The 24,226-nt window shown below is 61.0% G+C and carries 24 protein-coding genes; 12 read left to right on the forward strand and 12 right to left on the reverse strand.

Annotated elements, in window-relative coordinates:
* Window positions 1-22 precede the first annotated feature (22 nt).
* The 4 genes from HB376_RS01800 to HB376_RS01815 form a co-directional block, all read right to left on the reverse strand.
* A complete protein-coding gene (locus tag HB376_RS01800) occupies window positions 23-376 on the reverse strand; it encodes a RidA family protein (RefSeq protein WP_213761700.1) in 354 nt (117 codons plus the stop codon).
* Between the two features lie 48 nt (window positions 377-424).
* Window positions 425-1,342, reverse strand: coding sequence for an alpha/beta hydrolase (locus HB376_RS01805; protein WP_213761701.1), 918 nt, complete (start codon window positions 1,340-1,342; stop codon window positions 425-427).
* 279 nt (window positions 1,343-1,621) lie between these two features.
* A complete protein-coding gene (locus tag HB376_RS01810) occupies window positions 1,622-2,263 on the reverse strand; it encodes a CoA transferase subunit B (protein ID WP_097263984.1) in 642 nt (213 codons plus the stop codon).
* Window positions 2,264-2,265: 2 nt separating this feature from the next.
* On the reverse strand, window positions 2,266-2,970 hold the full coding sequence (locus HB376_RS01815; protein WP_213761702.1) for a CoA transferase subunit A: 705 nt from the start codon (window positions 2,968-2,970) through the stop codon (window positions 2,266-2,268).
* A gap of 205 nt (window positions 2,971-3,175) precedes the next feature.
* Between HB376_RS01815 and HB376_RS01820 the strand changes: the two genes are divergently transcribed.
* Window positions 3,176-3,721, forward strand: coding sequence for a LuxR C-terminal-related transcriptional regulator (locus tag HB376_RS01820; protein ID WP_213761703.1), 546 nt, complete (start codon window positions 3,176-3,178; stop codon window positions 3,719-3,721).
* Here HB376_RS01820 and HB376_RS01825 read toward each other — a convergent pair.
* Together HB376_RS01825 and HB376_RS01830 are read right to left on the reverse strand one after the other, a co-directional pair.
* Window positions 3,718-4,197: an acyl-CoA thioesterase gene (locus tag HB376_RS01825; RefSeq protein ID WP_255631103.1), complete on the reverse strand. Its 480-nt coding sequence runs from the start codon at window positions 4,195-4,197 to the stop codon at window positions 3,718-3,720. The two genes, HB376_RS01820 and HB376_RS01825, sit on opposite strands and share 4 nt — an antisense overlap.
* Window positions 4,194-4,967, reverse strand: a complete 774-nt coding sequence (locus HB376_RS01830) for an SDR family oxidoreductase (protein ID WP_089160973.1) — start codon at window positions 4,965-4,967, stop codon at window positions 4,194-4,196. Before HB376_RS01830 ends, HB376_RS01825 begins: the two co-directional genes overlap by 4 nt.
* Window positions 4,968-5,185: 218 nt before the next feature.
* Between HB376_RS01830 and HB376_RS01835 the strand changes: the two genes are divergently transcribed.
* Window positions 5,186-6,859 carry an electron transfer flavoprotein-ubiquinone oxidoreductase gene (locus HB376_RS01835; protein ID WP_213761704.1) on the forward strand — a complete coding sequence of 558 codons (1,674 nt, stop codon included), beginning with the start codon at window positions 5,186-5,188 and terminating at the stop codon, window positions 6,857-6,859.
* 62 nt (window positions 6,860-6,921) lie between these two features.
* On the opposite strand, the gene aroC is transcribed toward HB376_RS01835, so the two are convergent.
* The 3 genes from aroC to HB376_RS01850 all read right to left on the reverse strand — a co-directional run bounded on the left by aroC (window position 6,922) and on the right by HB376_RS01850 (window position 10,768).
* Window positions 6,922-8,025, reverse strand: coding sequence for a chorismate synthase (gene aroC / locus HB376_RS01840; RefSeq protein ID WP_213761705.1), 1,104 nt, complete (start codon window positions 8,023-8,025; stop codon window positions 6,922-6,924).
* A 148-nt stretch (window positions 8,026-8,173) separates the two neighbouring features.
* Entirely contained in the window at window positions 8,174-10,108 is a 1,935-nt protein-coding gene (locus tag HB376_RS01845) for an MFS transporter (RefSeq protein WP_213761706.1), read from the reverse strand.
* A gap of 207 nt (window positions 10,109-10,315) precedes the next feature.
* The gene (locus HB376_RS01850; RefSeq protein WP_031359018.1) at window positions 10,316-10,768 is read right to left on the reverse strand and encodes a CBS domain-containing protein; all 453 of its coding nucleotides are present in this window, start codon (window positions 10,766-10,768) and stop codon (window positions 10,316-10,318) included.
* A gap of 266 nt (window positions 10,769-11,034) precedes the next feature.
* Here HB376_RS01850 and HB376_RS01855 point away from each other — a divergent pair, with 266 nt between their 5' ends.
* From HB376_RS01855 to HB376_RS01865, 3 genes are all read left to right on the forward strand, one after another.
* Window positions 11,035-12,360 (forward strand): O-acetylhomoserine aminocarboxypropyltransferase, encoded by a 1,326-nt coding sequence (locus HB376_RS01855; protein WP_213761707.1) that lies wholly within the window; start codon window positions 11,035-11,037, stop codon window positions 12,358-12,360.
* Entirely contained in the window at window positions 12,357-13,178 is an 822-nt protein-coding gene (locus HB376_RS01860) for an alpha/beta hydrolase (protein ID WP_213761708.1), read from the forward strand. Before HB376_RS01855 ends, HB376_RS01860 begins: the two co-directional genes overlap by 4 nt.
* Window positions 13,179-13,364: 186 nt before the next feature.
* The gene (locus HB376_RS01865; RefSeq protein ID WP_060819075.1) at window positions 13,365-13,685 is read left to right on the forward strand and encodes an Mpo1-like protein; all 321 of its coding nucleotides are present in this window, start codon (window positions 13,365-13,367) and stop codon (window positions 13,683-13,685) included.
* Window positions 13,686-13,709: 24 nt separating this feature from the next.
* On the opposite strand, the gene HB376_RS01870 is transcribed toward HB376_RS01865, so the two are convergent.
* Entirely contained in the window at window positions 13,710-15,017 is a 1,308-nt protein-coding gene (locus tag HB376_RS01870) for a YihY family inner membrane protein (protein WP_213761709.1), read from the reverse strand.
* A gap of 134 nt (window positions 15,018-15,151) precedes the next feature.
* Here HB376_RS01870 and wrbA point away from each other — a divergent pair, with 134 nt between their 5' ends.
* The 4 genes from wrbA to HB376_RS01890 all read left to right on the forward strand — a co-directional run bounded on the left by wrbA (window position 15,152) and on the right by HB376_RS01890 (window position 18,623).
* Window positions 15,152-15,769: an NAD(P)H:quinone oxidoreductase gene (gene wrbA, locus HB376_RS01875; protein WP_213761710.1), complete on the forward strand. Its 618-nt coding sequence runs from the start codon at window positions 15,152-15,154 to the stop codon at window positions 15,767-15,769.
* A 17-nt stretch (window positions 15,770-15,786) separates the two neighbouring features.
* Complete coding sequence (locus HB376_RS01880; RefSeq protein ID WP_213761896.1) at window positions 15,787-16,221, forward strand: DUF2069 domain-containing protein; 435 nt, start codon at window positions 15,787-15,789, stop codon at window positions 16,219-16,221.
* Between the two features lie 111 nt (window positions 16,222-16,332).
* Window positions 16,333-17,796: an FAD-binding oxidoreductase gene (locus HB376_RS01885; protein ID WP_213761711.1), complete on the forward strand. Its 1,464-nt coding sequence runs from the start codon at window positions 16,333-16,335 to the stop codon at window positions 17,794-17,796.
* 23 nt (window positions 17,797-17,819) lie between these two features.
* Window positions 17,820-18,623, forward strand: a complete 804-nt coding sequence (locus HB376_RS01890) for a metallophosphoesterase (protein ID WP_213761712.1) — start codon at window positions 17,820-17,822, stop codon at window positions 18,621-18,623.
* 241 nt (window positions 18,624-18,864) lie between these two features.
* Here the strand turns inward: HB376_RS01890 and HB376_RS01895 are convergent, their stop codons facing one another.
* Entirely contained in the window at window positions 18,865-19,035 is a 171-nt protein-coding gene (locus HB376_RS01895; RefSeq protein WP_158934310.1) for a hypothetical protein, read from the reverse strand.
* A gap of 181 nt (window positions 19,036-19,216) precedes the next feature.
* Entirely contained in the window at window positions 19,217-20,155 is a 939-nt protein-coding gene (locus HB376_RS01900; RefSeq protein WP_213761713.1) for a LysR family transcriptional regulator, read from the reverse strand.
* Between the two features lie 207 nt (window positions 20,156-20,362).
* Between HB376_RS01900 and HB376_RS01905 the strand changes: the two genes are divergently transcribed.
* Genes HB376_RS01905 through HB376_RS01915 form a run of 3 tightly spaced genes read left to right on the forward strand, consistent with a single transcriptional unit; the run spans window position 20,363 to window position 24,226 of the window.
* On the forward strand, window positions 20,363-21,862 hold the full coding sequence (locus HB376_RS01905) for an efflux transporter outer membrane subunit (protein WP_213761714.1): 1,500 nt from the start codon (window positions 20,363-20,365) through the stop codon (window positions 21,860-21,862).
* Between the two features lie 2 nt (window positions 21,863-21,864).
* Window positions 21,865-24,036, forward strand: a complete 2,172-nt coding sequence (locus tag HB376_RS01910; protein WP_213761715.1) for an FUSC family protein — start codon at window positions 21,865-21,867, stop codon at window positions 24,034-24,036.
* Complete coding sequence (locus HB376_RS01915) at window positions 24,026-24,226, forward strand: DUF1656 domain-containing protein (RefSeq protein WP_213761716.1); 201 nt, start codon at window positions 24,026-24,028, stop codon at window positions 24,224-24,226. Before HB376_RS01910 ends, HB376_RS01915 begins: the two co-directional genes overlap by 11 nt.

Consider the following 24,226-nt stretch of genomic DNA (forward strand, 5'->3'; position numbering starts at 1 on the left):
TAGTGCTCGAAATGTTCCCGGCTTAGCTACGCACAGCAGCCACGACCACCACTTCCACGAGGCATGCCGGATTGGCAAGCTTCGATTCCACGGTAGCGCGCGGCGGCGCATTGCCTTCCGGAACCCACATGTCCCACGCCGCATTCATGGCGGCGAAATGGGTCATGTCGGAGAGATAGATCTGGACCGACAAAAGCTGTGTCTTGTCGCTGCCGGCTTCCTCAAGCAAACGGTCGATATGGCCGAGCACTTCGCGTGTCTGGCCCGTGATGTCCTGGTCGGTGTCTTCGGCAATCTGACCGGCAAGATAAATGGTGCCGTTGTGGATCGCGATTTCGGAAAGACGCGCGCCAACATGGTGACGAATGACTGCCATGAGTGTTCCTGAGAGTGAATAGTCAAAAAAACCGCACGAAGCCCAATATTATGCCTCGGACGTGTCGGTATCGAAGAAGAACCGGTACGCAATCGCAATCTGATCAGGTGCCAGAAACGCCGGCGCATGCCCCACGCCAGCGATTTCCCTGGCCGTCACGGCCTGCCCGTTCGCGACCATTTTTTCTACCGTCTCGCGCGATAGCAAGTCCGAATGTTCACCCCGAACGACCAGCACCGGATGCTGGATCGCCGCCAGCGAATGCCACAGGATCGCCTCGCCCAGCGAGGCTGCATTTGCGTCCGCCACGGCAAATGGAACCGCGATCTTCGGGTCGTACCGATACCCCCAGCGGCCCTCGTGCTCACGCATCAACGGCGTGTTGATCGCGCGCCATTCATCGGCGGTCAGCGGCCCGAACGACGCAGCGAGCTGCGCCGCGTTATCGATGCCTTCTTGCAGCGTGGCGAAGGTCTCGCCGCGGCCAAGATAAGTACCGATACGCTCGAGCGCCACCGGTTCAATATGCGGCCCGACGTCGTTGAGCAGCATTTTCCGGATGGGCGAATTCGGCAGTCCGGCGAGCCCCAGGCCGATCAACCCGCCCATGGACGTCCCGAACCAATCCACCGTTTCCACGTTCAGCCGAGCAATGAGCGCGACCATGTCACCTACGTACTGCGGCACCGCGTAATGCCTGGGATCGACCAGCCAGTCCGATAAACCTCTCCCGACCACGTCCGGACACACCACCCGATACTCGCTGGCAAACGCCTTCGCCACCTCGTCGAAATCCCGGCCGGAGCGCGTCAGCCCATGCACGCACACGAGCACGCGCGGGTTCGCCGGGTCCCCCCATTCGGTATAAGCCATGCGATGCAGGCCCGACGGGCTGATGCACTGCACGTGGCGTTGGCGTGGCGTGGGAACAAACGAAGGCGCAGCTTCGACGATAGACGCGGACATAAGATTTTCCTCGGTGCGATGACGCTGCGGCAGACAGGCAACTCAACTGAAATCGATTGTAAACGCTTTGCCGGATGCGCTTCGGCGCGATGCCGTAGCGTTAGCCGAACGGTCTGAACAAAGGCACGATATGCGGCTCCAAAACGCGAACCGCAAGATCCGTTACAGCACGCCCGGCCTCTCGCAAACGCCGCAAACCAAAATAAAAAACCGTTCCAACTCACGTCGGAACGGTCCGTTTCGGCCTGAAAAACAAACCGGCGCCACTGCAGAAAAACCTTACTTGACGCTGCTCACGTCCAGCGGTGCGCCGGTTTTCTGCTGGATCTCTTCCACACTGACGCCAGGCGCCAGCTCAACGAGCTTCAGTCCTGCGTCGGTGACATCGATCACGCCGAGATCCGTAATGATCCGGTCAACCACGCCCACACCCGTCAGCGGCAACGTGCAAGCATCGAGAATCTTGTGCTGGTCGCCCTTCGCCACGTGCTCCATCAACACGATCACGCGCTTTACGCCCGCGACCAGGTCCATCGCGCCGCCCATGCCCTTGATCATCTTCCCGGGGATCATCCAGTTGGCCAGGTCACCCGTCTTGCTGATCTGCATGGCGCCAAGGATGGCCAGGTTCACGTGGCCGCCACGAATCATCGCGAACGAATCCGCCGACGAAAAAATCGACGATCCCGGCAGCGTGGTCACCGTTTGTTTGCCGGCGTTGATCAGGTCAGCATCGACTTCTTCTTCCGTCGGCGAGGGCCCGATGCCAAGCAAGCCATTCTCCGATTGCAGCCACACCTCCATGCCCTCCGGCACGAAGTTCGCGACCAGCGTGGGCAAGCCAATGCCCAGATTCACGTAAAAGCCGTCCTGCAATTCCTTGCCCGCCCGCGCGGCCATCTGGTTCCGGTCCCATGCCATGATCAGTCTCCTTTTGCGCGCACGACGCGTTGTTCAATGCGTTTTTCCGGATGTGCGTTCAGCACGATGCGCTGCACGAAGATGCCCGGCGTGTGAATGGCGTCGGGATCGAGTGCGCCCGTTTCCACGATTTCCTCCACTTCGACCACCGTGATCTTGCCGGCCATGGCGCACATCGGGTTGAAGTTACGGGCCGTGCGGCGATAAATCAAATTGCCTGATTTGTCGGCTTTCCACGCCTTCACGAGCGCCACGTCAGCGGTGAGCGAATGTTCGAGCACGTAGTGGTCGTCGCCGAATTGACGCGTTTCCTTGCCGTCCGCGATCACCGTGCCGTAACCCGTGTTGGTGAAGAACGCCGGAATGCCCGCGCCGCCCGCGCGCAGCTTTTCGGCCAGCGTGCCTTGCGGCGTGAATTCAAGCTCGAGTTCGCCGGCCAGATACTGGCGTTCGAATTCCTTGTTTTCGCCGACATACGACGAGATCATCTTCTTGACCTGACGGGTTTCGAGCAGCAGGCCAAGCCCGAAGCCGTCGACGCCCGCGTTGTTGCTGATGCACGTGATGCCCTGGACGCCCGTGTCGCGCAATGCCGCGATCAGCGCCTCGGGAATGCCACACAGGCCGAAACCGCCGACGGCAAACGTCTGCCCGTCCTTCACGATGCCATCGAGCGCCTCTTTCGCGCTGGGATAGACCTTGTTCATCTGTTTGTCCCTTCCTGATCTGGATGAAATCCGTTTATTTGAGTCGTCTCGCGCGCGAAACGACTGCGCTAGACAATTTCTGACGTGGCAAAAGAGTACGACGCCGGATCGATCCGGCACAATACGCAAAAATACATAAGTAATTGCCGTAGTGCACGGCGATGAAATAGTTAAACGCGGGTTAAACCCGACACGTGCGAGCCAAATGCGTCAACTGGATTACCAAACAGCGTTTCATCTTGCGCCAGTCGGACTGGTGTTGTCACGGGAACGGATCATCGAAGACTGCAATGCGCAGCTCTGCGCGATTTTCGGCGTCGCGCCGGAGGCCTTGCTGGGCCAGTCGTTTCAAGTGCTGTATCCCTCGCCGGTGGAGTTCGAGCGGATCGGCCAGCGCATCGCCGCGTTGATGCAGCGCCAGGGCAGTTACGCCGACGACCGCATCATGAAACGCGCAAATGGGGAATTGTTCTGGTGCCACGTGACCGGGCGCTCGCTCGATCTGAGCGCGCCGCACGCCGCCGGTGTCTGGACTTTCGAGGATCTGAGCGCGACGCGGCGGGTTGCCATCGAATTGACGCCGCGTGAACGTGAAATCGCGGCGCAGCTCGTCACCGGCAAGACCAGCAAGCAGATCGGCCGCGCGCTGGATATCAGCTCGCGGACCGTGGATATCTACCGTTCAAAACTCATGCGCAAATACGACACGGGCAACGCGACCGAGCTGCTGCAACGGCTGCTGGGAGATTAGGCGCCTATTTTGATACCCACTGCAGCCGTTTCAATGGCATGGCGCAGCAGGTCAGGAATCTGCACCGATTTCGCCGCCGCGTAGTCGATCCACACGCATTTCGCCGTGCCGCGGGCGTAGAGCGTGGTCGGATCGTCGGCGCGAAACAGCTCGAAGCGCGTGTCGAAACTGCTGCGGCCCGGCGGCCCCACGAACATGCTGCCGATGACATCGCCGGGATAGTGGAGCTGCCTCAGGAATTCCATCGATGCATTCACGATCACCGGCCCCTGCCCTTCAACGTTGGCGCCGGCCAAGGCCAATTGCCGGAACCACGAGATCCGCGTTTCCTCCATGAACCGGAAATACACCGTGTTGTTCACGTGGCCGAATGCGTCCATGTCGCCCCATCGCAGCGGCATGGACAGATCGATTACACGATGAAAACCGTTCGGCGCCGGCGTTGTTACGCTCGCTTGGTCGAGAACCTGGCTCATAGGCCAAACCCGTCATCGGCAGCGATCACCGAGCCGTTGATGAACTGCGATTCGTCGGCAGCAAGCAGCAACAGCAAGCCATCCAGGTCTTCAGGCGTACCCACCCGGCGACGCGGCAGCATGGCCAGCAGTTTTTGGCCTGCCTCGCTTTTCCAGTGATGGTGATTGAGTTCGGTATCGATATAACCTGGGCAGATCGCGTTCACATTGATGCCGTGACGGCCCCATTCCTGCGCCATCGCCTTCGTCATATGAATGACAGCGGCCTTGCTCATGGAGTAAATGCCGATCTGCGGCAAGGTCTTGAGCCCCGCCATGGACGCGATGTTGATGATCCGGTAACCCGGCTTGACCGTGCCGTTGCCGCGCATGATCATCCGTTTCGCCACTTCCTGCGCGACAAAAAACGCGCCGCGCGTGTTGGTATCGAACACGAAATCGAAGTCCGACGGCGTCACGTCCGTCAGCTTTTGCTGGGTGGACACACCCGAATTGTTCACGAGGATATCGATCGTGCCGGCCTCCGTCTCCGCGTGTGCGACGGCCGCCTTGATGCTTTGATAATCAGTGACGTCGAGCGACACAACGTGCGCCGCGCCGCCGGATGCCTCGATCTCGGCGCGCAGTTCCTTCAGGCGCTCGGTGCGCCGGCTCGCCAGCACGACCCGCGCGCCCGCCTGCGACAACACTTGCGCAAAACGCTTGCCAAGTCCGCTGGAGGCGCCAGTGATCAGCGCGCATTTGCCTTCCAGGTTGATCGAACGGCCCATTGTTTTTCCTTGGTTGAAAGCGATTGAGATGCCCGGGATCGAACCGAGTTGATGCCGTTCGCTCCGAATCAGCGTCGAATCCGGACAGCCGATATGCTATCGTTAAATAATACGGTCGTGCTAATTACAGGAACGAACGTCGGTTGCACCCTGCGAAGGGTTCCCTGACAATACGCGATCCCCAAAAAAAGCATTCTAACGTTAGACAGGAGCATTGGATGACCCCGGCGAGTCTCATCGAGCAGTACGGTCCCCGTGAATCCATGGAGTACGACGTCGTGATCGTGGGCGGCGGTCCTGCGGGGCTATCGGCGGCTATCCGGCTGAAGCAGCTTGCGCAGGAAAAAGACGTGGAACTGGGCGTCTGCGTGCTGGAGAAAGGCTCCGAGATCGGTGCGCACATCCTCTCGGGCGCCGTGATGGACCCACGCGGGTTGAGCGAATTGCTCCCCGACTGGAAGACCCAGGGCGCGCCGCTCGATGTGGAAGTCACCGAGGACCGGTTCCTGTTTTTGTCGAAGGACGGTGCAAAGCAAGTGCCCAACTGGCTGCTTCCCGACAACTTCAAGAACCACGGCAACTATGTCGTGAGTCTCGCGAACGTCACGCGCTGGCTGGGGCAACAGGCCGAAGCGCTGGGCGTTGAAATATTCCCGGGCTTTCCTGCGGCCGAAGTGCTCTACACCGAAGACGGCGCCGTGCGCGGCGTGGCAACGGGCAACATGGGCGTGGGCAAGGACGGCGAGCCGACCGGCAACTTCCAGCTCGGCATGGAATTGCACGCGAAATACACGCTGTTCTGCGAAGGCGCACGCGGCAATCTGGGCCGTCAGCTCACCGATAAATTCAAGCTCGGGCGCGACGCCGATCCGCAAGTCTATGGCCTCGGCATCAAGGAACTGTGGCAGATCGATCCCGCGAAACACAAACCGGGCTTGGTGATTCACACGGCTGGCTGGCCGCTGGAAAACGATACCTACGGCGGCTCGTTCCTCTATCACATGGACGATAACCAGGTGATGGTCGGCTTTGTCGTCGGGCTGGGGTATTCGAATCCGTATCTATCGCCGTTTGAGGAATTCCAGCGCTACAAGACGCATCCGGCTATCCGCACGTTCCTCGACGGCGGCAAGCGGGTGTCGTACGGCGCGCGGGCGATCACGGCCGGTGGTTTGATGTCCTTGCCGAAGCTGGTGTTCCCGGGCGGAGCGCTGGCGGGCGATGATGCCGGGTTCCTGAATGCATCGCGGATCAAGGGCAGTCACGCCGCGATCAAGTCCGGCAAAATGGCCGCCGAAGCCGCGTTCGACGCCGTGCAAGCCGGTCGTCAAGCCGACGAACTGAGCGCCTACCCCGAAGCGTTCGATCGCTCATGGCTCAAGACCGAGCTATACCGAGCGCGCAATTTCAAGCAGTGGATGAGCAAGGGTTTGTATCTCGGCACATTGATGGTCGGGTTTGAGCAGAAGGTGTTAGGCGGCAATGTGCCCTGGACGCTGCATCATCAGCACGCGGATAACGAAACGCTTAAACCCGCGTCGCAATGCAAGCCGATCGTGTATCCGAAGCCGGATGGGAAGCTGACGTTCGACCGCTTGGCGTCGGTGTTTATATCGAATACGAATCACGAGGAAAACCAGCCGCCGCATTTGACGCTGAAGGACGCATCGGTGCCGGTGGATGTGAATTTAAGGACCTATGCGGGACCGGAAGGACGGTATTGCCCGGCACAAGTTTACGAGTTTGTGAAGAACGATGACGGCAGCGAGCGCTTGCAGATCAACGCGCAGAACTGCGTGCACTGCAAGACGTGCGATATCAAAGACCCGACTCAGAATATTGTGTGGGTCCCGCCAGAAGGTGGCGGTGGGCCGAATTATCCGAATATGTGAGCGTTCGGATTTGAGGCTTTAAAAAATAACGCCGGTTCTTTAAGTTCAGAACCGGCGTTATTTTATTTGGCGATATGCGCGGCGATATGAGGTGTTGTCGTCACCACGTCGCCGTTCTGCGCACGATGCCGCAACGCATGATCGATCAGCACGAGCGCGAGCAGCGCTTCGGCGATCGGCGTCGCGCGGATGCCAACGCACGGATCGTGGCGCCCGAAGGTTTCCACCGTCGCGGAATGACCGGTTTTATCGATGGACTCGCGCGGCGTGCGAATGCTCGACGTCGGTTTGATCGCGATCGATACCGTGATGTCCTGGCCGCTCGAAATGCCGCCCAACACGCCACCGGCATTGTTCGCCGCAAACCCCTCCGGTGTCATTTCGTCGCCATGAACCGAGCCGCGTTGCGCGACGCTCGCGAAACCCGCGCCAATTTCAACGCCTTTCACCGCATTGATGCCCATCATCGCTTTCGCGATATCGGCATCCAGACGGTCATAAAGCGGCTCGCCCAGCCCGGCCGGCACGCCCGTCGCCATCACGCCGATACGCGCGCCGATCGAATCACCCTCCTTGCGAAGCGCGTCCATGTACTCCTCGAGGCGCGGCACGATGTCCGCATTCGGCGCAAAAAACGGGTTTTCGCGCACGTGTTCCCACGCAACGAACGGAATCGGAATCTCGCCGAGCGCGCTCATGAACCCGCGTGTTTCGATACCCATGCGCTCGCGCAGCCATTTCTTCGCTACAGCGCCGGCCGCGACGGTCGGCGCCGTCAGCCGTGCCGATGACCGTCCGCCCCCGCGATAATCGCGGATGCCGTACTTCTGCCAATAGGTGTAATCGGCGTGCCCGGGACGAAACGTCTCGACAATATTGCCGTAATCCTTGCTACGTTGATCTGTATTCCGGATCAACAACGCGATGGGCGTGCCGGTCGTTTTACCTTCGAACACGCCCGACAGAATCTCGACCTGATCGGCTTCCTGACGCTGCGTCACATGCCGCGACGTACCCGGTTTGCGCCGATCCAGTTCGATCTGGATATCCGCCTCGGAGAGTTCCATGCCCGGCGGGCAGCCGTCGATCACGCAGCCGATCGCGGGACCGTGCGACTCGCCAAAGTTCGTGACGGTGAAAAGCGTGCCGAGTGTGTTGCCGGACATGAGCGTCGTCCTGAAAAAAGCGAAAGAGCCAATATTATGCCAGCCGACAGATGATGCGCCCACGCTCGAAACCGGTTGTGCGAAGGCCTTTCGTTAGTTTCCGTTAGTGTGAGGATGGCTCTTCGCTGCGTGGGTCCCTTCTCGCGCCTTATTTGCGCGCGCCTCGCAACGTCGCGACTACCTCTTGCAAGTGTTCCGGCGTGGCATCGGCGGGATCGATCGGCTCACCGACCGCCAGCGTCAGGCGGCTCATCACCCCGCGTTGAACCGGACGTGGCCAGCGGTTGTCGTCGTGGCGCGAAAAAACGCTGCCCCACAAGCCGCGTAAAGCGATGGGCACAACAGGGGCGGAATGGCGCTTGAGAATTTCGCTGATGCCGTGGCGGAACGGGTTGATATCGCCGGTTCGGGTGAGCTTGCCTTCCGGGAAGATGCACACCAGATCGCCGTCCGCGAGCGCGCGGCCGCAGGCGTCGTAGGCTTTTTCCAGCAGTTTTGCGTCCTCGTGAGCGGGCGCGATCGGAATGGCCTTGACATGACGGAACAGCCAGCCGACCAGCGGCGAGCGGAAAATCCGGTGATCCATCACGAAGCGGATCGGCCGCGGACTTTCCGACATGATCACGATGGCATCGACGAAACTCACGTGATTGCACACCAGCACGGCGGCCCCGTGCTCGGGAATGCGCTCGGCGTTCACGAGTCTGATCCGGTAGAACGTATGCACGAGAACCCAGGCGAGAAAGCGCAACAGAAACTCGGGTACGAGCGAATAGATATAAGCAGCCACCACGATATTCAGCAACGCCGTGGTGAGAAACAGCCCGGGAATGCCGACGCCCGCCGACGTCAGGCCGACCGCCATCAACGCCGACACGATCATGAAAAACGAGTTGAGGATATTGTTCGCAGCGATGATGCGCGCGCGATGCGTGGGTTGGCTGCGCGACTGGATCAGCGCGTAAAGCGGCACGCTGTAGAAACCGCCGAACATCGCGAGCAGGAACAGGTCGGCCAGGATGCGCCAGTGCACGCCCATCTGAAGAAATTCGCTGACGCCCATCAGATGCCCGGCGGGCGCGATGCCGTGGCTGGCAAAAAACAGATCGATGGCGAAAACGCTGATGCCGATCGATCCGAGCGGAACCAGTCCGATCTCGACACGGCGTTTTGAAAGCTTTTCACACATCAGCGAACCGATGCCGATACCGATCGAAAATGTGCCGAGCAGCACGGTCACGACGTCGGGGTTAGCCGACAGGACGTCCTTCCCGAAGTTAAAAAACGACGTGAGAAACGTCGCGCCGACGAACCAAAGCCACGAGATCCCGAGCAGACTCAGGAACACAGTGCGGTCCCGGCGCGCGAGCGCGAGATTGCGCCACGTCTCGCTGAACGGATTCCAGTTGATCTTCAGATCGGGCTGCAGAGCCGCTGTTTTCGGTACGAAACCCGACGCCACGCGCCCGATCAACGCAACCGTCACGCAACACGCGGCAAGCAACATGGCGCCGTGCTCGGTCAGCCCGGCCGTCGTCCCGCCGATGATTGTCCCGATCAAAATGGCCACGAACGTCCCCATTTCAACGAGCCCGTTGCCGCCAACCAGTTCCGATGGCTGGAGATGCTGTGGCAGATAGGCATATTTCACCGGTCCGAACACGGTCGAATGCACACCCATGAGGAAAGTGCAGACGTAAAGCAGCGGTGCGCTGTGCAACATGAAACCCGCGCCGCCGATCAGCATCACCACGATTTCGAACGTCTTCACGAAGCGTGTAAGCGTGGCCTTGTCGTATTTATCGGCGACCTGGCCTGATGTCGCGGAAAAAAGCACGAAAGGGATGATGAAGACGGCAGAGATCAGGAAAGCGGCGGTTTTTGGATCGACACCTGAAAAACGAGCAGCCTGGAACGTGACCAGCGACGTAAAGCCGACCTTGAAGACGTTGTCGTTGAGTGCGCCGAGGAACTGCGTCCAGAAGAACGGCGCGAAACGACGTTCACGCAACAGGCGGAACTGACCGTCGCCATGTTGGGCGCCGGCCTTTTTCTCGCGGGGCGATGCGGATGTTTCGCTCATGGATTATTGGAGTTGGTAGCTGAGAGAGTGTTGATCCGTTGATCCTGGCGGTTACAGGCGAAACCGTGATGACCGGACCTTGACGGAGCGGAAAGGTCCCGAAGGGGCGAAAAAAATGCGCGCCGCTCGGGCGCGCATTTTGTGCGTGACGTGGTGATGCGCTTCGGCCGGGTTTGTGCGAATCGCGCTACTTGCGCGACGCCCCGATCAACGCGCTTCTTCTTGCTGCTCCGGCCAGTCGCGGATATAGGCCTTGAGCATCTTGTTCTCAAAACCCTGCTCTTCCACCACGGCCTTGGCCACGTCGTAAAAAGAAATCACGCCCATCAGCACGTTCTTTTCCATGACCGGCAGGTAACGAACGTGATGCTCGAGCATCATCCGGCGCACCTCGTTCACGTCCGTTTCCGGCGTACACGTGATGGGATGGTCGTCCATGACCTTACGGATAGTGGAGGTTCCCACGCTGCCGCCGTTTTCGCTCAGCGTGAGAATGATCTCGCGGAACGTCAGCATGCCGGCGAGATCGCCGTATTCGATCACCACGAGTGAACCAATGTCGTGTGAAGCCATGGTGTTGATCGCTTCGTGCAGCGGCGTGTCCGGTGTTACCGTGAAGAGCGCGTTGCCCTTGACGTTCAAAATGTCGCTGACTCGCATGATTGTCTCCTCGCGAAAAGCCTGAATATCTATCGATCCTAGCGGAAAGACAGTTAAAAAGAAAGCGCGCAAGAACCCCGTGTTTTGTCTGCAAAAGCCAAGCGGGGCGGGCTTTTGCACCGGGTCGGCGCACGCCGGGCCAAGGCTGCCCTTGCGTGGCATGGCGCCACATGGTGCAAACGCCAACGCTGGCGTCTACCCCAAGTTTATCGGGCCACACCCGATGTTACGATAAATGACTCTTTTCCTCTGGTAGCCCGCCCACGATGCCCGCCAACCGCTTCGACACGCTCGTGCTGCACGCCGGCGCAGCGCCCGACCCTACCACCGGCGCTCGCGCCACGCCGATCTACCAGACTACATCGTTCTCGTTTCGAGACACCGACCACGCTGCTTCGCTCTTCAATATGGAGCGCTCAGGACACGTCTATTCGCGCATTTCGAACCCGACCGTCGCCGTATTCGAGGAGCGCGTAGCCGCGCTGGAGGGCGGCGTGGGCGCGATCGGCACCGCCAGCGGACAGGCCGCGCTGCATCTTGCGATCGCTACGCTGATGGGCGCAGGCTCGCACGTGGTTGCGTCGAGCGCGCTGTACGGCGGTTCGCACAACCTCCTGCATTACACGATGCGGCGCTTCGGCATAGACACCACTTTCGTCCCGCCGCACGATGCCCACGCCTGGCGCGCAGCCATCCGGCCCAACACGCGTCTGCTGTTCGGCGAAACGCTGGGGAACCCGGGTCTCGATGTGCTCGACATCGAGACAATCGCGGACATCGCACATTCGAACCACGTACCGCTACTGGTGGATTCGACCTTCACCACCCCCTATTTGCTGCGTCCCTTTGATCATGGCGCCGACTTCGTCTACCACTCGGCGACCAAATTCCTGGGCGGCCACGGCACGACGATTGGCGGCGTGCTGGTGGACGGCGGCACGTTCGACTTCACAGCTACCGATCTCTTCCCCGAATTCACCGAACCCTACGACGGTTTTCACGGCATGGTCTTCGCCGAAGAAAGCACCGTTGCACCGTTCCTGCTGCGCGCTCGTCGCGAGGGCTTGCGCGACTTCGGAGCGTGCCTGCATCCGCAAGCTGCGTGGCAACTCTTGCAGGGCATCGAAACCTTGCCGTTGCGGATGGACCGGCACGTCGCCAACACCCGCAAGGTCGTCGAATTCCTGCTCGCTCATCCCGCGGTGGAAGGCGTGGCCTATCCCGAGCTCGACACTCACCGCGACTACGCGCTCGCCAAACGCCTGCTGCCGCGCGGCGCGGGCGCCGTGTTCAGCTTCGACCTGCGTGGCGACGTAGCGGCAGCGCGGCGCTTCATTGAAGCGTTGACGCTGTTCTCGCATCTTGCGAACGTTGGCGATGCGCGCTCGCTCGTCATCCACCCCGCTTCGACCACGCATTTCCGCATGGACGCCGCCGCCCTCGCCGCAGCGGGCATTGCACCGGGACGTATCCGGCTGTCGATTGGGCTGGAAGACCCCGACGATCTCATCGATGATCTCAAACGCGGCCTCAAGGCATCGCAGAAGGCTTCGTCCAGCGCCGCTCCGAGCAGCGACGGGAGCCGCACATGATGCTCGAAGTCGACGGCGCTTCGGCCTACGCCTACACCGGCGGCCACGCGTTCGAGCAGGATCGCCCCGTGGCCGTGTTCGTGCACGGCGCACAGCACGATCACAGCGTCTGGGCACTGCAGACACGCTACTTCGCCCATCACGGCCTGAACGTGCTCGCCGTCGATCTTCCCGGTCACGGCCGCAGCGCGGGCCCGGCACGGCGAAGCATCGCAGCGCTCGCGGACTGGCTTGTCGCAGTAGTAGACGCGGCCAAGGTCAAAGAGGCAATGCTGATTGGCCACAGCATGGGCTCGCTGATTGCGCTCGATTGCGCAGCGCGCTATCCGTCGCGCGTCACCCGCCTTGCCCTGCTCGCCACCGCGTATCCGATGACCGTGTCCGACTCGCTTCTCGATGCCGCACGCGATCGCGAACCGGACGCCATCGACATGGTCAACCAGTGGTCGCACTCGTCGATCGCCGCAAAACCGTCGTGCCCCGCGCCGGGCTTCTGGCTGCATGGCGCCAACCAGCGTCTGATGGAACGAGTGGCCGCACTGGGTGAGCCCCATCTCTTCCATACCGATTTCAACGCCTGCAACGCCTATGCGGACGGACTTGAACGAGCAACGGCGCTACGTTGCCCGGTACAGATCATTGCCGGCCGTCTCGATGCCATGACGCCACCCCGCGCCAGCCGGGCGCTGACGGACGCGATGAAACAAGCGGATGTCGCTGTCGAAACTGTCATGCTGGACGCCGGACACGCACTGATGAGCGAACAACCCGATGCGACCCTCGCCGCATTGTTCAGGTTTGCGACGCGACCGGTTTAGGTGACGGATCATTCCACGGCTCATGAACCCAGCTTAACTGCGCGCGCTCCACTGCGCCATCAGCCGAATGGGAGGGGGTCTCCAACTGTTTGCAGATTGCTACGAATCGCAGTTGCACAGTGGGCTTAATCGCTGGAGAATGAATCTTGCTGAGCCAATGCTGCAACCTGCTCGAAGGAGACTGTCATGGCCCAAACCGCGCATTCCGATCACTTCGCGAGCTTCGCCGAGTTCTATCCGTACTATCTCGAAGAGCACCGTAACGTGGTGTCGCGCCGGCTGCACTTCATCGGTTCACTGGGCGTGATTGGCTGCCTTGCAATGGCTATTGCCACCGGCGACTGGCTCTGGCTCCCCGCTGCCGTGATTTGCGGCTACGGCTTTGCCTGGGTCGGCCATTTCTTCTTTGAGAAAAACCGTCCGGCCACGTTTCGCCATCCGCTCTACAGCCTGATGGGCGACTGGGTTATGTTCAAGGACATCTGCATCGGCAGGATTTCGCTTTAGCGCACTTCGGAAGTGCGAGGCGCTTTAGGCCGTTTGATGCGGCATGGACGTTACCCCCTGTGCCTCGCGATCGCCTTCTTGACGAGACGCGGCGCGCGCCGCCAGCAGCGTGGCCAATGTAACCTCAAGTTTCTCGTTGCTGAGCGCGTTCATCAATGCGGCACGGTCAATGTGCGAGGAATCGAGGCGCAACTGATAGTCCAGTTCTTCGCGCTCGATCACGAACAAATCGAACAAGCTCGCCACCGTGATCTGCTGCGGATTGGCGATCAGCACATAGCGCGGCACTCGAAGGTTCTCCAGCCTCGCAATCCATTCCAGAGAGTCAAGCTTGCGAACCAGGCGCATGGAGGTATCCATGTCACAGCGAAGCATTCGTGCAAGCTCGAGGCCGGTGTAACCCGGCAGGCCGGCTTCCCGTGCCTCCGCCAGGCGAGCGAGCAATTCGAGGGCATCGAGCAGGTCGCTCCCGGGAAAATCATTTCGATGAAACTGGCCGATCCGGATTGCCGGCAACGCGGACGTAAGCATCGCGCCGATCAGCGTGATCATCCAGCACAAATAGACCCATAACAGGAATACAGGCAACGCCGCGAACGCGCCATACACGGCGGTATAAGTTGGAATGCGGCGCACGTAATAGCCGAAACCGCGCTTCGCCAATTCAAACGCGATAGCCGCGACAAGCCCGCCAACCAGCGCGTCGCGCCACTCCACTTTGCAATTCGGCAGGAACACGTAGAGCATGGAAAACGCCAGCATCGTGAACGGCAGCGTCGCGCTGGCCAGCGCCCACTCGACCACCGGTGGCAGGAGGTTATGCGAGCCGGCAAATGCGATGGATTGCGCGAACAGGTAGGACGACATGGACAGACTCACGCCGAACAGGATGGGACCGAGCGTGATGATGGCCCAGTACACCAGGACGCGTTGAGCGAACGGCCGAGATTTGCGCACGCGCCAGATCACGTTGAACGCAGACTCGACGGTCATCATGGTCATCACCGAGGTGACGAACAAGATGATCATGCCGACCGTGGTAAGCCCCTTGGCCTTCGATGCAAACTGGTTCAGGTACTTGAAGATCTGACTGTTAATTTGCGACGGCATCAGGTGCACCGCCAGAAAATCCTGCAGCGACATCTGAAACGAAGCAAAGATGGGAAACGCGGTGAATAACGCGAACGCGACCGTCGCAAGCGGCACGAGCGACAACACGGTGGTAAATGTCAGGCTACCGGCCACCTGCGGCACGCGATCCTCACCCGTACGACGGGCAACGAATGCGGCAAGCCGCTTCGTTGTATCGAGATCGATGGGAAACTTCAGCAAGAATCTCTCTCCTTGAAACACTACAACAGATCCGCGACGCGGCTTGAATGGCGAGCGGCACCACGCCAAAACGCATGCCAAAACGCCCCGTCCACGCACCCGATCCTTATAATACCCGTTCACCGAAAAGGCTCATGAACGACATTCTCGTGCTCTATTACAGCCGCAACGGCGCCACCCGCGCGCTCGCCCAGGCGATCGCTCAAGGCGTCGACAGCGTGCCCGGCATGCAGGCGCGCGTGCGTACCGTGCCCCCTGTCTCCACCGTTTGCGAAGCCACGCAGCCGGATATTCCCGCCGACGGCCCGCCCTACGCCGAAGTGCGCGACCTGGAAGAATGCGCCGGAGTCGCGCTCGGGTCGCCCACGCGGTTCGGCAACATGGCGGCTCCGCTGAAATATTTCCTCGATGGCACCTCGCCTCAATGGCTGTCCGGCGCGCTGGCCGGCAAACCCGCCAGCGTCTTCACCTCCACAGGCAGTTTGCATGGCGGGCAGGAAACCACCCTGCTTTCCATGATGCTGCCCTTGCTTCACCACGGCATGTTGATCGTGGGCATTCCGTACACCGAGCCGAAGCTGACCACCACGCAAACCGGGGGCACGCCTTATGGCGCGTCCCATTTCGCCCGTGCAGAAACGGCCGACAGCGGCATCTCCGCGGACGAGAAAGCATTGGCCATGGCGCTCGGCGCACGCCTCGCCACTACGGCGCTCACGCTTCAACGCGGTGCCTACGCGGCGCCTGATTGATGACCACTACGCCCGTCATGGACGCTGCCAGCACCCGACCCGGCTTTGCACGCGGCGCGCTGTACAGCCTGATTGCGCTGATTGCGTTGTCGATCGCGTGGGAGCTTTGGCTCGCACCGCTGCGCCCGGGCGGCTCCGCTCTGGCGCTCAAGGCAATCCCGCTGCTGTTCGCGCTGCGCGGCACGTTCCGGCGCAACGTGTACACGCTGCAATGGGCGTCGATGCTCGTTCTGCTCTACTTCGCTGAAGGCATTGTGCGCGGCATGACCGACGGCGGATTATCAGCGCGCCTTGGCTGGTTCGAAGCGCTTCTTGCTCTTGCGTTCTTCGTCTGCGCGCTTGGCTTTGTCGCGCCGTTCAAACGCGCTGCACGCGCCGCGAAGCGAGCAAAGGCCGCCACAGCCGTAACAACCTCAACATCAGATTCAACGCCCGACGGCAATCATTTGTAGCACGGAATAGTTTGCGTAGACGAGACCTATGCCATCAGGCCAGGGTTCGCCCGGCCCGACGTTACGCGATACTGTGTCACCCGTCGTCCACGCCACCGCTTTTCGAAACTCATGACCGCATCCGACCGTTCACGTTACTTTGTTGAAGCCTGCATCGAAGCGATTGGCGCAGCCCATGTGCTGACCGGCACACACGATACCGCGCCGTTTCTCACTGACTGGCGCAAGCGTTATCACGGTCAGACGTGCGCCGTGGTGCTTCCCGGCACCACCGAACAGGTCGCTAAAGTTGTACAGCTCGCGCGGGAATACCGTGTCCCTATCGTGCCGCAAGGCGGCAACACCGGACACTCCGGCGGGGCAACGCCAGACGCCAGCGGCAAACAGGTGGTTATCAGCTTGCGCAGGTTGAACCGGATTCGCGACGTCGATCCTCTCAACAACACCGTCACGGTGGAAGCCGGCGTGATCCTTGCCGATATCCAGGCGCGCGCCGGGCAGGAACAGCGACTCTTTGCCCTGAGCCTCGCCGCCGAAGGCAGTTGCACGATCGGTGGCAATCTTTCAACGAATGCCGGGGGCACCGCCGTTCTGCGCTATGGCAACACCCGCGAGTTGTGTCTCGGGTTGGAAGTGGTGACGCCGCAGGGTGAAATTTGGGACGGTTTGCGCGGGCTACGCAAGGACAACACCGGCTACGATCTGCGCGACCTGTACATTGGTGCGGAAGGGACACTCGGCATCATTACTGCCGCCGTCATGAAACTGCATCCGGCACCTGTCGCTCGCGTAACCGCGCTCGCGGCGCTCGCCTCGCCACAGGCCGCGCTCAATTTCCTCGCTACCGCACAGCGTTATGCTGGGCCATTGCTGACCGGCTTCGAACTGATGTCGGATTTTTCGCTTCATCTCGTAACCACGCACTTCCCGCAGATGCGTTATCCGTTCAGCCAGAAACACGGCCAGACCGTGTTACTCGAATTGTCCGATAGCGAGAGCGAGCAGCACGGCCGCGCGCTGTTCGAACGGCTGATGGAACATGCGATGGAGCAAGGCCTGGTCGAGGACGCAGTCGTTGCGGAGAATTTGTCGCAGTCGCGGGCGTTCTGGAACTTGCGCGAACATATCCCGCTCGCGCAGGCGGCGGAAGGACTCAACATCAAGCACGATATCGCGGTGCCCATTTCCCGCATCGGGCATTTCATCGAGGCAACCGACGCGCTCATCGCCCAGGCCATTCCGGGCGTGCGTATGGTGACGTTCGGCCATCTTGGTGACGGTAATCTGCACTACAACGTACAGGCGCCGGAAGGGGGCGATCCCGAGAGCTTTCTCGCCGAATTCCAGGCACCGGTCAATGCGCTCGTGTATGAAAGCGTGCACGCGCATCGCGGCAGCATCAGCGCAGAGCACGGATTGGGACAATTGAAGGTAGCCGAAGCAATGCACTACAAATCCCCGGTGGAAGTGCGGCTCATGCGCGCGCTCAAGACAGCGCTCGACCCCGAGAACCTGATGAATCCGGCCAAGGTGTTGCCGGACGTGCGGGCGCCGGGTGCCGCGGGCTCGGCATAACAAGTATTGAGGAGATAAGCGCCGTGAAGATTCGCGTTCTGTCCGACCTGCATCTCGAGCACGATGAACCGCTCGCCATCCCGTACGCCGAGGCCGATCTCGTCGTACTGGCCGGTGACATCCACAATCACGCGGAAGGTCTGCGCTGGGCGGCGGAAAATTTCGGTTCGGACGTACCGGTTGTTTATGTGCCGGGCAACCATGAGTATTACGACGGTGAGTTTGGTGCACTTGAAACCGCGATGCAGGACGCCGCGCGCAGCTTGCCCAACGTCCATTTCCTGAATAACACCGCCCTCACCGACCGATACGGCAAATGGCGCGTGCTCGGCACCACGTTGTGGACTGATTTCGCGTTGTTCGGCGCGAGCGACGAGGCGTTGCGCGAGTCCATCGCAGCGGCCGAGCGGGTGATGGTCGACTTCCGGGGCGTGATCCAGGTCGCGTGGCCCGAGCCCGAAGATGAGCCACGCTCGTTTAGTCCCGGCGACTCGCTGGCACTCCACGGGCAAGCGCGGGCATGGCTGGAAGATGAGCTGGCAAAGCCTTTCGATGGCAAGACGATTGTCGTCACGCATCACGCGCCGCTGAAACAAAGCCTGGCCGAAAAGTTCGCGACGGACCGGGCATCGGCGGGTTTTGTGAGCGATCTACCCTTGCTCGTGCGCGCGCCGGTTGCGCTGTGGATTCACGGGCACACGCATACCGCGTTCGATTATTTCGCAGAAGGAACGCGCGTGATCTGTAATCCGCGCGGCTATCGCGACCGGCGCACGGGTGCGCCTGAAAATCCGTTGTTCAAATGGGACAGGGTGGTCGAGATCTGAGCGACCAGTGGCAATGAATTGCCAAGAATCGCGTTTTCGGTGCAGATACGCTGCAGGTGCGTGGGGCCGGTAAAAACCTAACCGATCATGACGCGGACGCCTAACCCTTCAGCGTTATAGGTAAAAACACCCGTTCCAGGGCTAGAGCTCTCTGGCACCAGATACGGTTTATCCGGCGCAGGCTGAAAAGTCACTGCACCGGCTGCAAAAACAAAAAGACCGATAGATCGGTCTTTTTTTCTCAACGATCCGACGAATCGCGCGATTGACGGTTCTTACGTTCGTCGATACGGATCGGGATCAGGCGCGCGCGTTTCGCATTTTCGCGAGCCGTACGCAGCAATTCGCGGGTAGCGGGCACGGCGATCAGAGCCAGCAGTGCGTAGATGGCGATCATCAGCGGCGTATTCATAACTTCCTCGGATGTTGTCGAATCGATAAATCGGTAAAAGTGAATCGGTGAAGCTAAAACACAAACCACAAGCTATCAACATGCGGCCGAAATAGACGTAAGCAAGTGTTGCGGCGCGGCAAATGAAAAACACTGATGAAAGCATGTCGGCCAGCTTACCCCCATTCTCCTGCTCATAAGCTTACGACGCCACAAATTCCTGCAGCGATTTTTCATCGATGGCGAGTGCGGCAGGCAACTCAGCGCGCAAATACTCCACCCAGGTCCGGATTTTCGCATCCAGGTACTGACGCGACGGATACAGCGCAAACAGGTTGAGCATCTGCATGGTGTATTGCGGTAAAACACGCACCAAGGTCCCTGCACGCAATGCAGGCAACGCTGACGACGTCGGCAATATCCCCACGCCCATGCCCTCGCTGATTGCCACGGCCATGGCTTCAGCCACGTTGACCGTGAAGGTCGCGGGTCCGAGCGTGATGGTTTCCTGCCCGTTCGGGCCGTCAAAAGTCCATTTGTTCGGCGGGAACGCGGGCGTAATGAGTTGCAAGCACGTATGCCGCACCAGATCAGACAAAACGTGGGGCACGCCGTGTTCCTGAATATAGCCCGGCGACGCGCAGGCAATGCTGAACGCACTTCCCAGTCGTTGGGAAACCAGTCCTGAATCAGGCAGTTCAGTGCCGAGGACGATCGACACGTCAAAGCCCTCGTCCAGCAGGTCCGGCACGCGCTGCGCGAGCGTCAGGTCGATCTGCACCGATGGATGCAACTTCTGGTAGCGCGAAATCATTGGCACGATGTAATGCTGGCCGATCCCAGCCATGGTGTGCATCTTGAGCTTGCCGGCCGGGCGCGCGTGCGCGTCGCCGGCTTCAGCTTCGGCCTGATCGACATAAGCCAGGATTTGCTCGCACCGCTGCAAATAACGCTCGCCTGCTTCGGTCAGCGCGATCCGGCGCGTGGTCCGGTTGAGCAAGCGCGTGCGCAAATGCGCTTCGAGATCGGAGACAGCGCGCGATGCATAGGCCGTCGTCGTGTTCAGCTGATGAGCCGCGGCGGTAAAGCTGCCGGCTTCAACAACCCGCGAAAACACGCGCATGTTTTGAAGCGTATCCATGAGCCTTGAGTCTCGTCCAAGTGGTGCCGCATTGTTACCGCATTGTTACGTTATGGGCAACGGCGATTACCTCATAACCCGTAACAATGCTTTGCATTTTTACCAGTTACTCGCCAATCGGGGCAAAAATATAATTCTGGCCTGTGTCTCAATCCGTTTTGAGAAATAATTTTGCTAGTCAGCACGATCAGAAAGACCATCGTTCCGATGGTTCTTACATTTATTTTAACAATAGCAGGCTGCGCGAGCACTAAAAACGTCGGTCCCGAAGACACGCTCAAGGACACGTCTACGCTCGATGCCGGCGCGACGCTGCGCGCGGCTAACGCCGACGCGGCGTGGCCCGCGTCGACATGGTGGCGCGCTTATAACGACCCGCAGCTCGATGCGTGGATTGCGCGTGCGCAGGCTGGAAATCCGACTCTGGCGCTGGCTGCCGCGCGCGTACGCGAAGCCCGTTCGATGGCGGGCGTGGCGCAAGCCGCCCTCGCGCCTCAAGTCGATGGATCCCTGGCGATCAATCGCCAGCAGTGGCCGGAAAACGGCTATTACGGCCCCGGCACTTACAACAACGTCAACACGTGGGACAACACGGCGGCGCTGCAACTCTCGTACAACCTCGATCTCTGGGGTCGCGACGGTAACGCAGCGGAACGCGCGCTGGACGCCACCCACGCTCGCGCCGCCGACGCACGCGCCGCGCAACTCGAACTCGAAGCGAACGTGGTACGCGCATACATTGGCTTATCGCAGGGATTTGCGTTGCGCGACATCGCTCAGTCCACGCTCGACCAGCAGCAGAAAATCGCGGCGCGTGCGCGTCGGCGGCTGCAGGGCGGGATTGGCACGCAGCTTGAAGTCGCGCAGGCGGAAGCGTCGTTGCCGGACTACGAGCGTCAGGTAGAGACCTACGACGAAGCCATCGCGCTCGCCCGTAACCAGCTTGCGGCGCTCGCCGGCGCGGGACCGGGTGCCGGCGATTCGATCACGCGTCCCGTGCTGTCGCTGGCAACGCCGCTCGGCTTGCCGTCGGCTTTGCCCGCCGAGCTGATCGGACGTCGTCCGGATGTGGTGGCGGCGCGCTGGACGGTTGCCGCTCAGGCGCGCGGTATCGATGTCGCGAAGGCGCAGTTCTATCCGAACATCAACCTGATGGCGTCGCTGACGCAAATGTCCGCAGGCGGTGCGCTGCTGACGTTCCTCACCGGCAACGGCGGCGGCTGGACCGCGGGACCTGCAGTGACGCTGCCTATTTTCGAGGGTGGCCGGCTGCGCTCGCAACTTGGGGCGGCATCGGCGCAATACGACCAGGCCGTCGATCACTACAACACCACGCTGGTTGCGGCGTTGCGCGATGTCGCCGATCAGGTCGTGCGGATCAAGTCGCTCGATCGCCAGCTCGACGCGTCAGGCCGCTCGGTTGCGGCTGCGCAGAAGAGTTATCGGCTGGCTGACGAGGGGTATAGGCGCGGCTTGACCGATTACCTGAATGTGCTCGTCGCACAGACGCAATTGCTGCGCGCACAGGACGGCGAGGCGCGAGTGCGCGCTGAACGGCTCGCGGTGTATGCGACGTTCTCGGCGGCGCTGGGTGGCGGCATCGATAGTTCCGCCGACAGCCCCGCCGACACGCAGATGAAACCCGCGAAACATATCGGGCCGTTCGCCGAGCACAAGGACGCGTCGGCCGGCGAGCGGAGTGAATGAGCATGTCGACTCCCTTCTCCACGCCGAACCGTCCCCATCCGCTGCTCGTGGACTGGGCGCTCACCGACGGCCTCGCGTGGATTCACATCTTCAAGGCGGCGCTGGCGGCGTTCCTGGCGCTGTGGATCGCCATGCGTCTCGACCTGCCGCAACCTCGTACCGCGATGACGACTGTATTTGTCGTGATGCAGCCGCAAAGCGGCATGGTGCTGGCGAAGAGCTTTTACCGTTTCTGCGGAACGCTCGTCGGCCTCGTGGTGATGCTCGCGCTGATCAGCCTGTTCTCGCAGCAACCGGTTTTGTTTCTGTCAGCGACGGCGCTCTGGGTCGGCATCTGCACAGCGGGCGCAGCGCGTAACCGCAACTTCCGTTCGTACGGGTTTGTGTTATCGGGCTATACGGCCGCGCTCATTGGCATACCGGCCGCGCAACATGCTGATGCCGCCTTCCTGACAGCAATGACGCGTGTAGCCGAGGTATCGTTAGGTATCCTGTGTTCGGGTGCAGTCAGCGCGCTCGTCTTTCCGCGGCATGCAGGCGAGCAAGTCCGGGCGACCGTTCGGCGGCGTTTCACCGCGTTCGTGGATTACGTGTCGAAGGCGTTGGGCGGGGGTATCGAACGCTCGCAGATCGAGCGCATCAACGCGGCGTTCGTCGCAGATATAGTCGGGCTCGAGGCTGCGCGCAGCGTGGCCGTGTTCGAAGATCCCGACACCCGCATGCGCAGCGGCCGGGTCGCCCGGCTGAACGGCGAATTCATGAGCGTATCCACACGCTTTCACGCACTGCATCAGTTGATGAACCGGCTGCGGGTCAACGGCGCAGCGGCGACGGTCGACGCTTTGGAACCCTATTTCCGCGAAGTCGCGCCCTTGCTGAGCGCGGCGGGCGCGCCGGTGGAGAAAGCCGCCGATGCGGCCCACGCAGCCGCGCAACTCGACACGTTCAAAGCCGCGCTGCCCAGGCGCATCCGGGCGACGCGGCGCTCGCTCGATCCGGCAACCGACCTGCTCGAATTCGATACCGCCGCCGAGCTGCTGTATCGGTTCGTCGATGATCTGCATGCCTACACGCTGACCTACGCGTCGCTCGCGGTGCCCACGCACGAACGCGAGCACCGGATCACGCGTTATGTGCCGAAGACCAGCCTGCTCGCGGCGGGCGTTTCCGGGCTGCGCGCGTTCATCGTGGTCCTGGTCCTGAGCGGCTTCTGGATCATGTCGGCGTGGCCGAGCGGCGGCACGGCCGTGCTCGACGCGGCAGCGGTGATCGCACTCGCCTCGTCGTCACCGCGGCCCACGCAAATGGCCTTCCAGATGGCAGGCGGCACCGCACTTGCGGCCGTGGCAGGAATGATCGTGGTGTTTGCGCTGTATCCGCGAGCCGACGGCTTTCTGCTGCTGTCGGCCGTGCTCCTGCCGTTCCTGATGCTCGGCGCTTTCATCAGCACGCGGCCCGGCATGATGGGCGTTGGCGTTGGTTATTGCATCTTCTTCTGCTTTCTCGCCGGTCCCGACAACGTCATTCAGTACGATCCGTCAGGCTTTATCAACGACGCCATCGCGCTGGTCGCTTCCATGCTCGTTTGCTCAATGGCCTTTGCCGTGCTGCTGCCCACCGACGCGCCGTGGCTGCGCCGACTGCTGATGCGTGAACTGCGGCGGCAAGTGGTGACGGCGAGCAAGGGCGGCCTGATCCGGCTCGCGATGCGTTTTGAGAGCGGCGCGCGCGATCTGCTTTCGCAGATCGATGCGCTCGCGGCAGGTCGTGAGGATCTGCAGCGCGAGGCATTGCGCTGGCTGTTCGCGGTGCTTGAAGTGGGGCATGCGGTGATTGATCTGCGTACCGAGCTGAGCCGCTCGGATACTGGCACAGGTACGCCGGCGCGCGCCGCCAGGGCGTCGATCGCGCAGGCGCTACACCGGGTGGCGCATCTCTTCGATCATCCTACCCCTCGACGTTTCGATGCCGCGTTGTCAGCGACCACGCTGGCCATCGACGATCTGCGCGCGTTGCTCGACACCGTGCACGAGCCTCGGGAGGAGCGCCATCGGCTGCAACGGATGTCGAGTCATCTGCATTTCATTCGTACGGCCCTGCTGGATCGGCAATCGCCGTTAGGCCATCTCAGCCAGCGCGAACTCCCGCACGAAGGAGCGTCACATGCCGCGTGATATCGCCATTCTCGATGCCTACGTACCGACAATCCTGCTGCTGTTTATCGCGGGCGGCTTGCTGACCTGGTTCATCGACCGGCTGCTCGCGCTCACCGGCTTGTATCGCATGGTGTGGCATCCGTCGCTCTTTCGCGCGTGTCTGCTCGTATGTACATGCGGCCTGCTTGGACTCGCGGTTTATCGCTGA

The sequence above is a fragment of the Caballeronia sp. dw_19 genome, assembly GCF_018449515.1.
Lineage (GTDB): Bacteria > Pseudomonadota > Gammaproteobacteria > Burkholderiales > Burkholderiaceae > Caballeronia.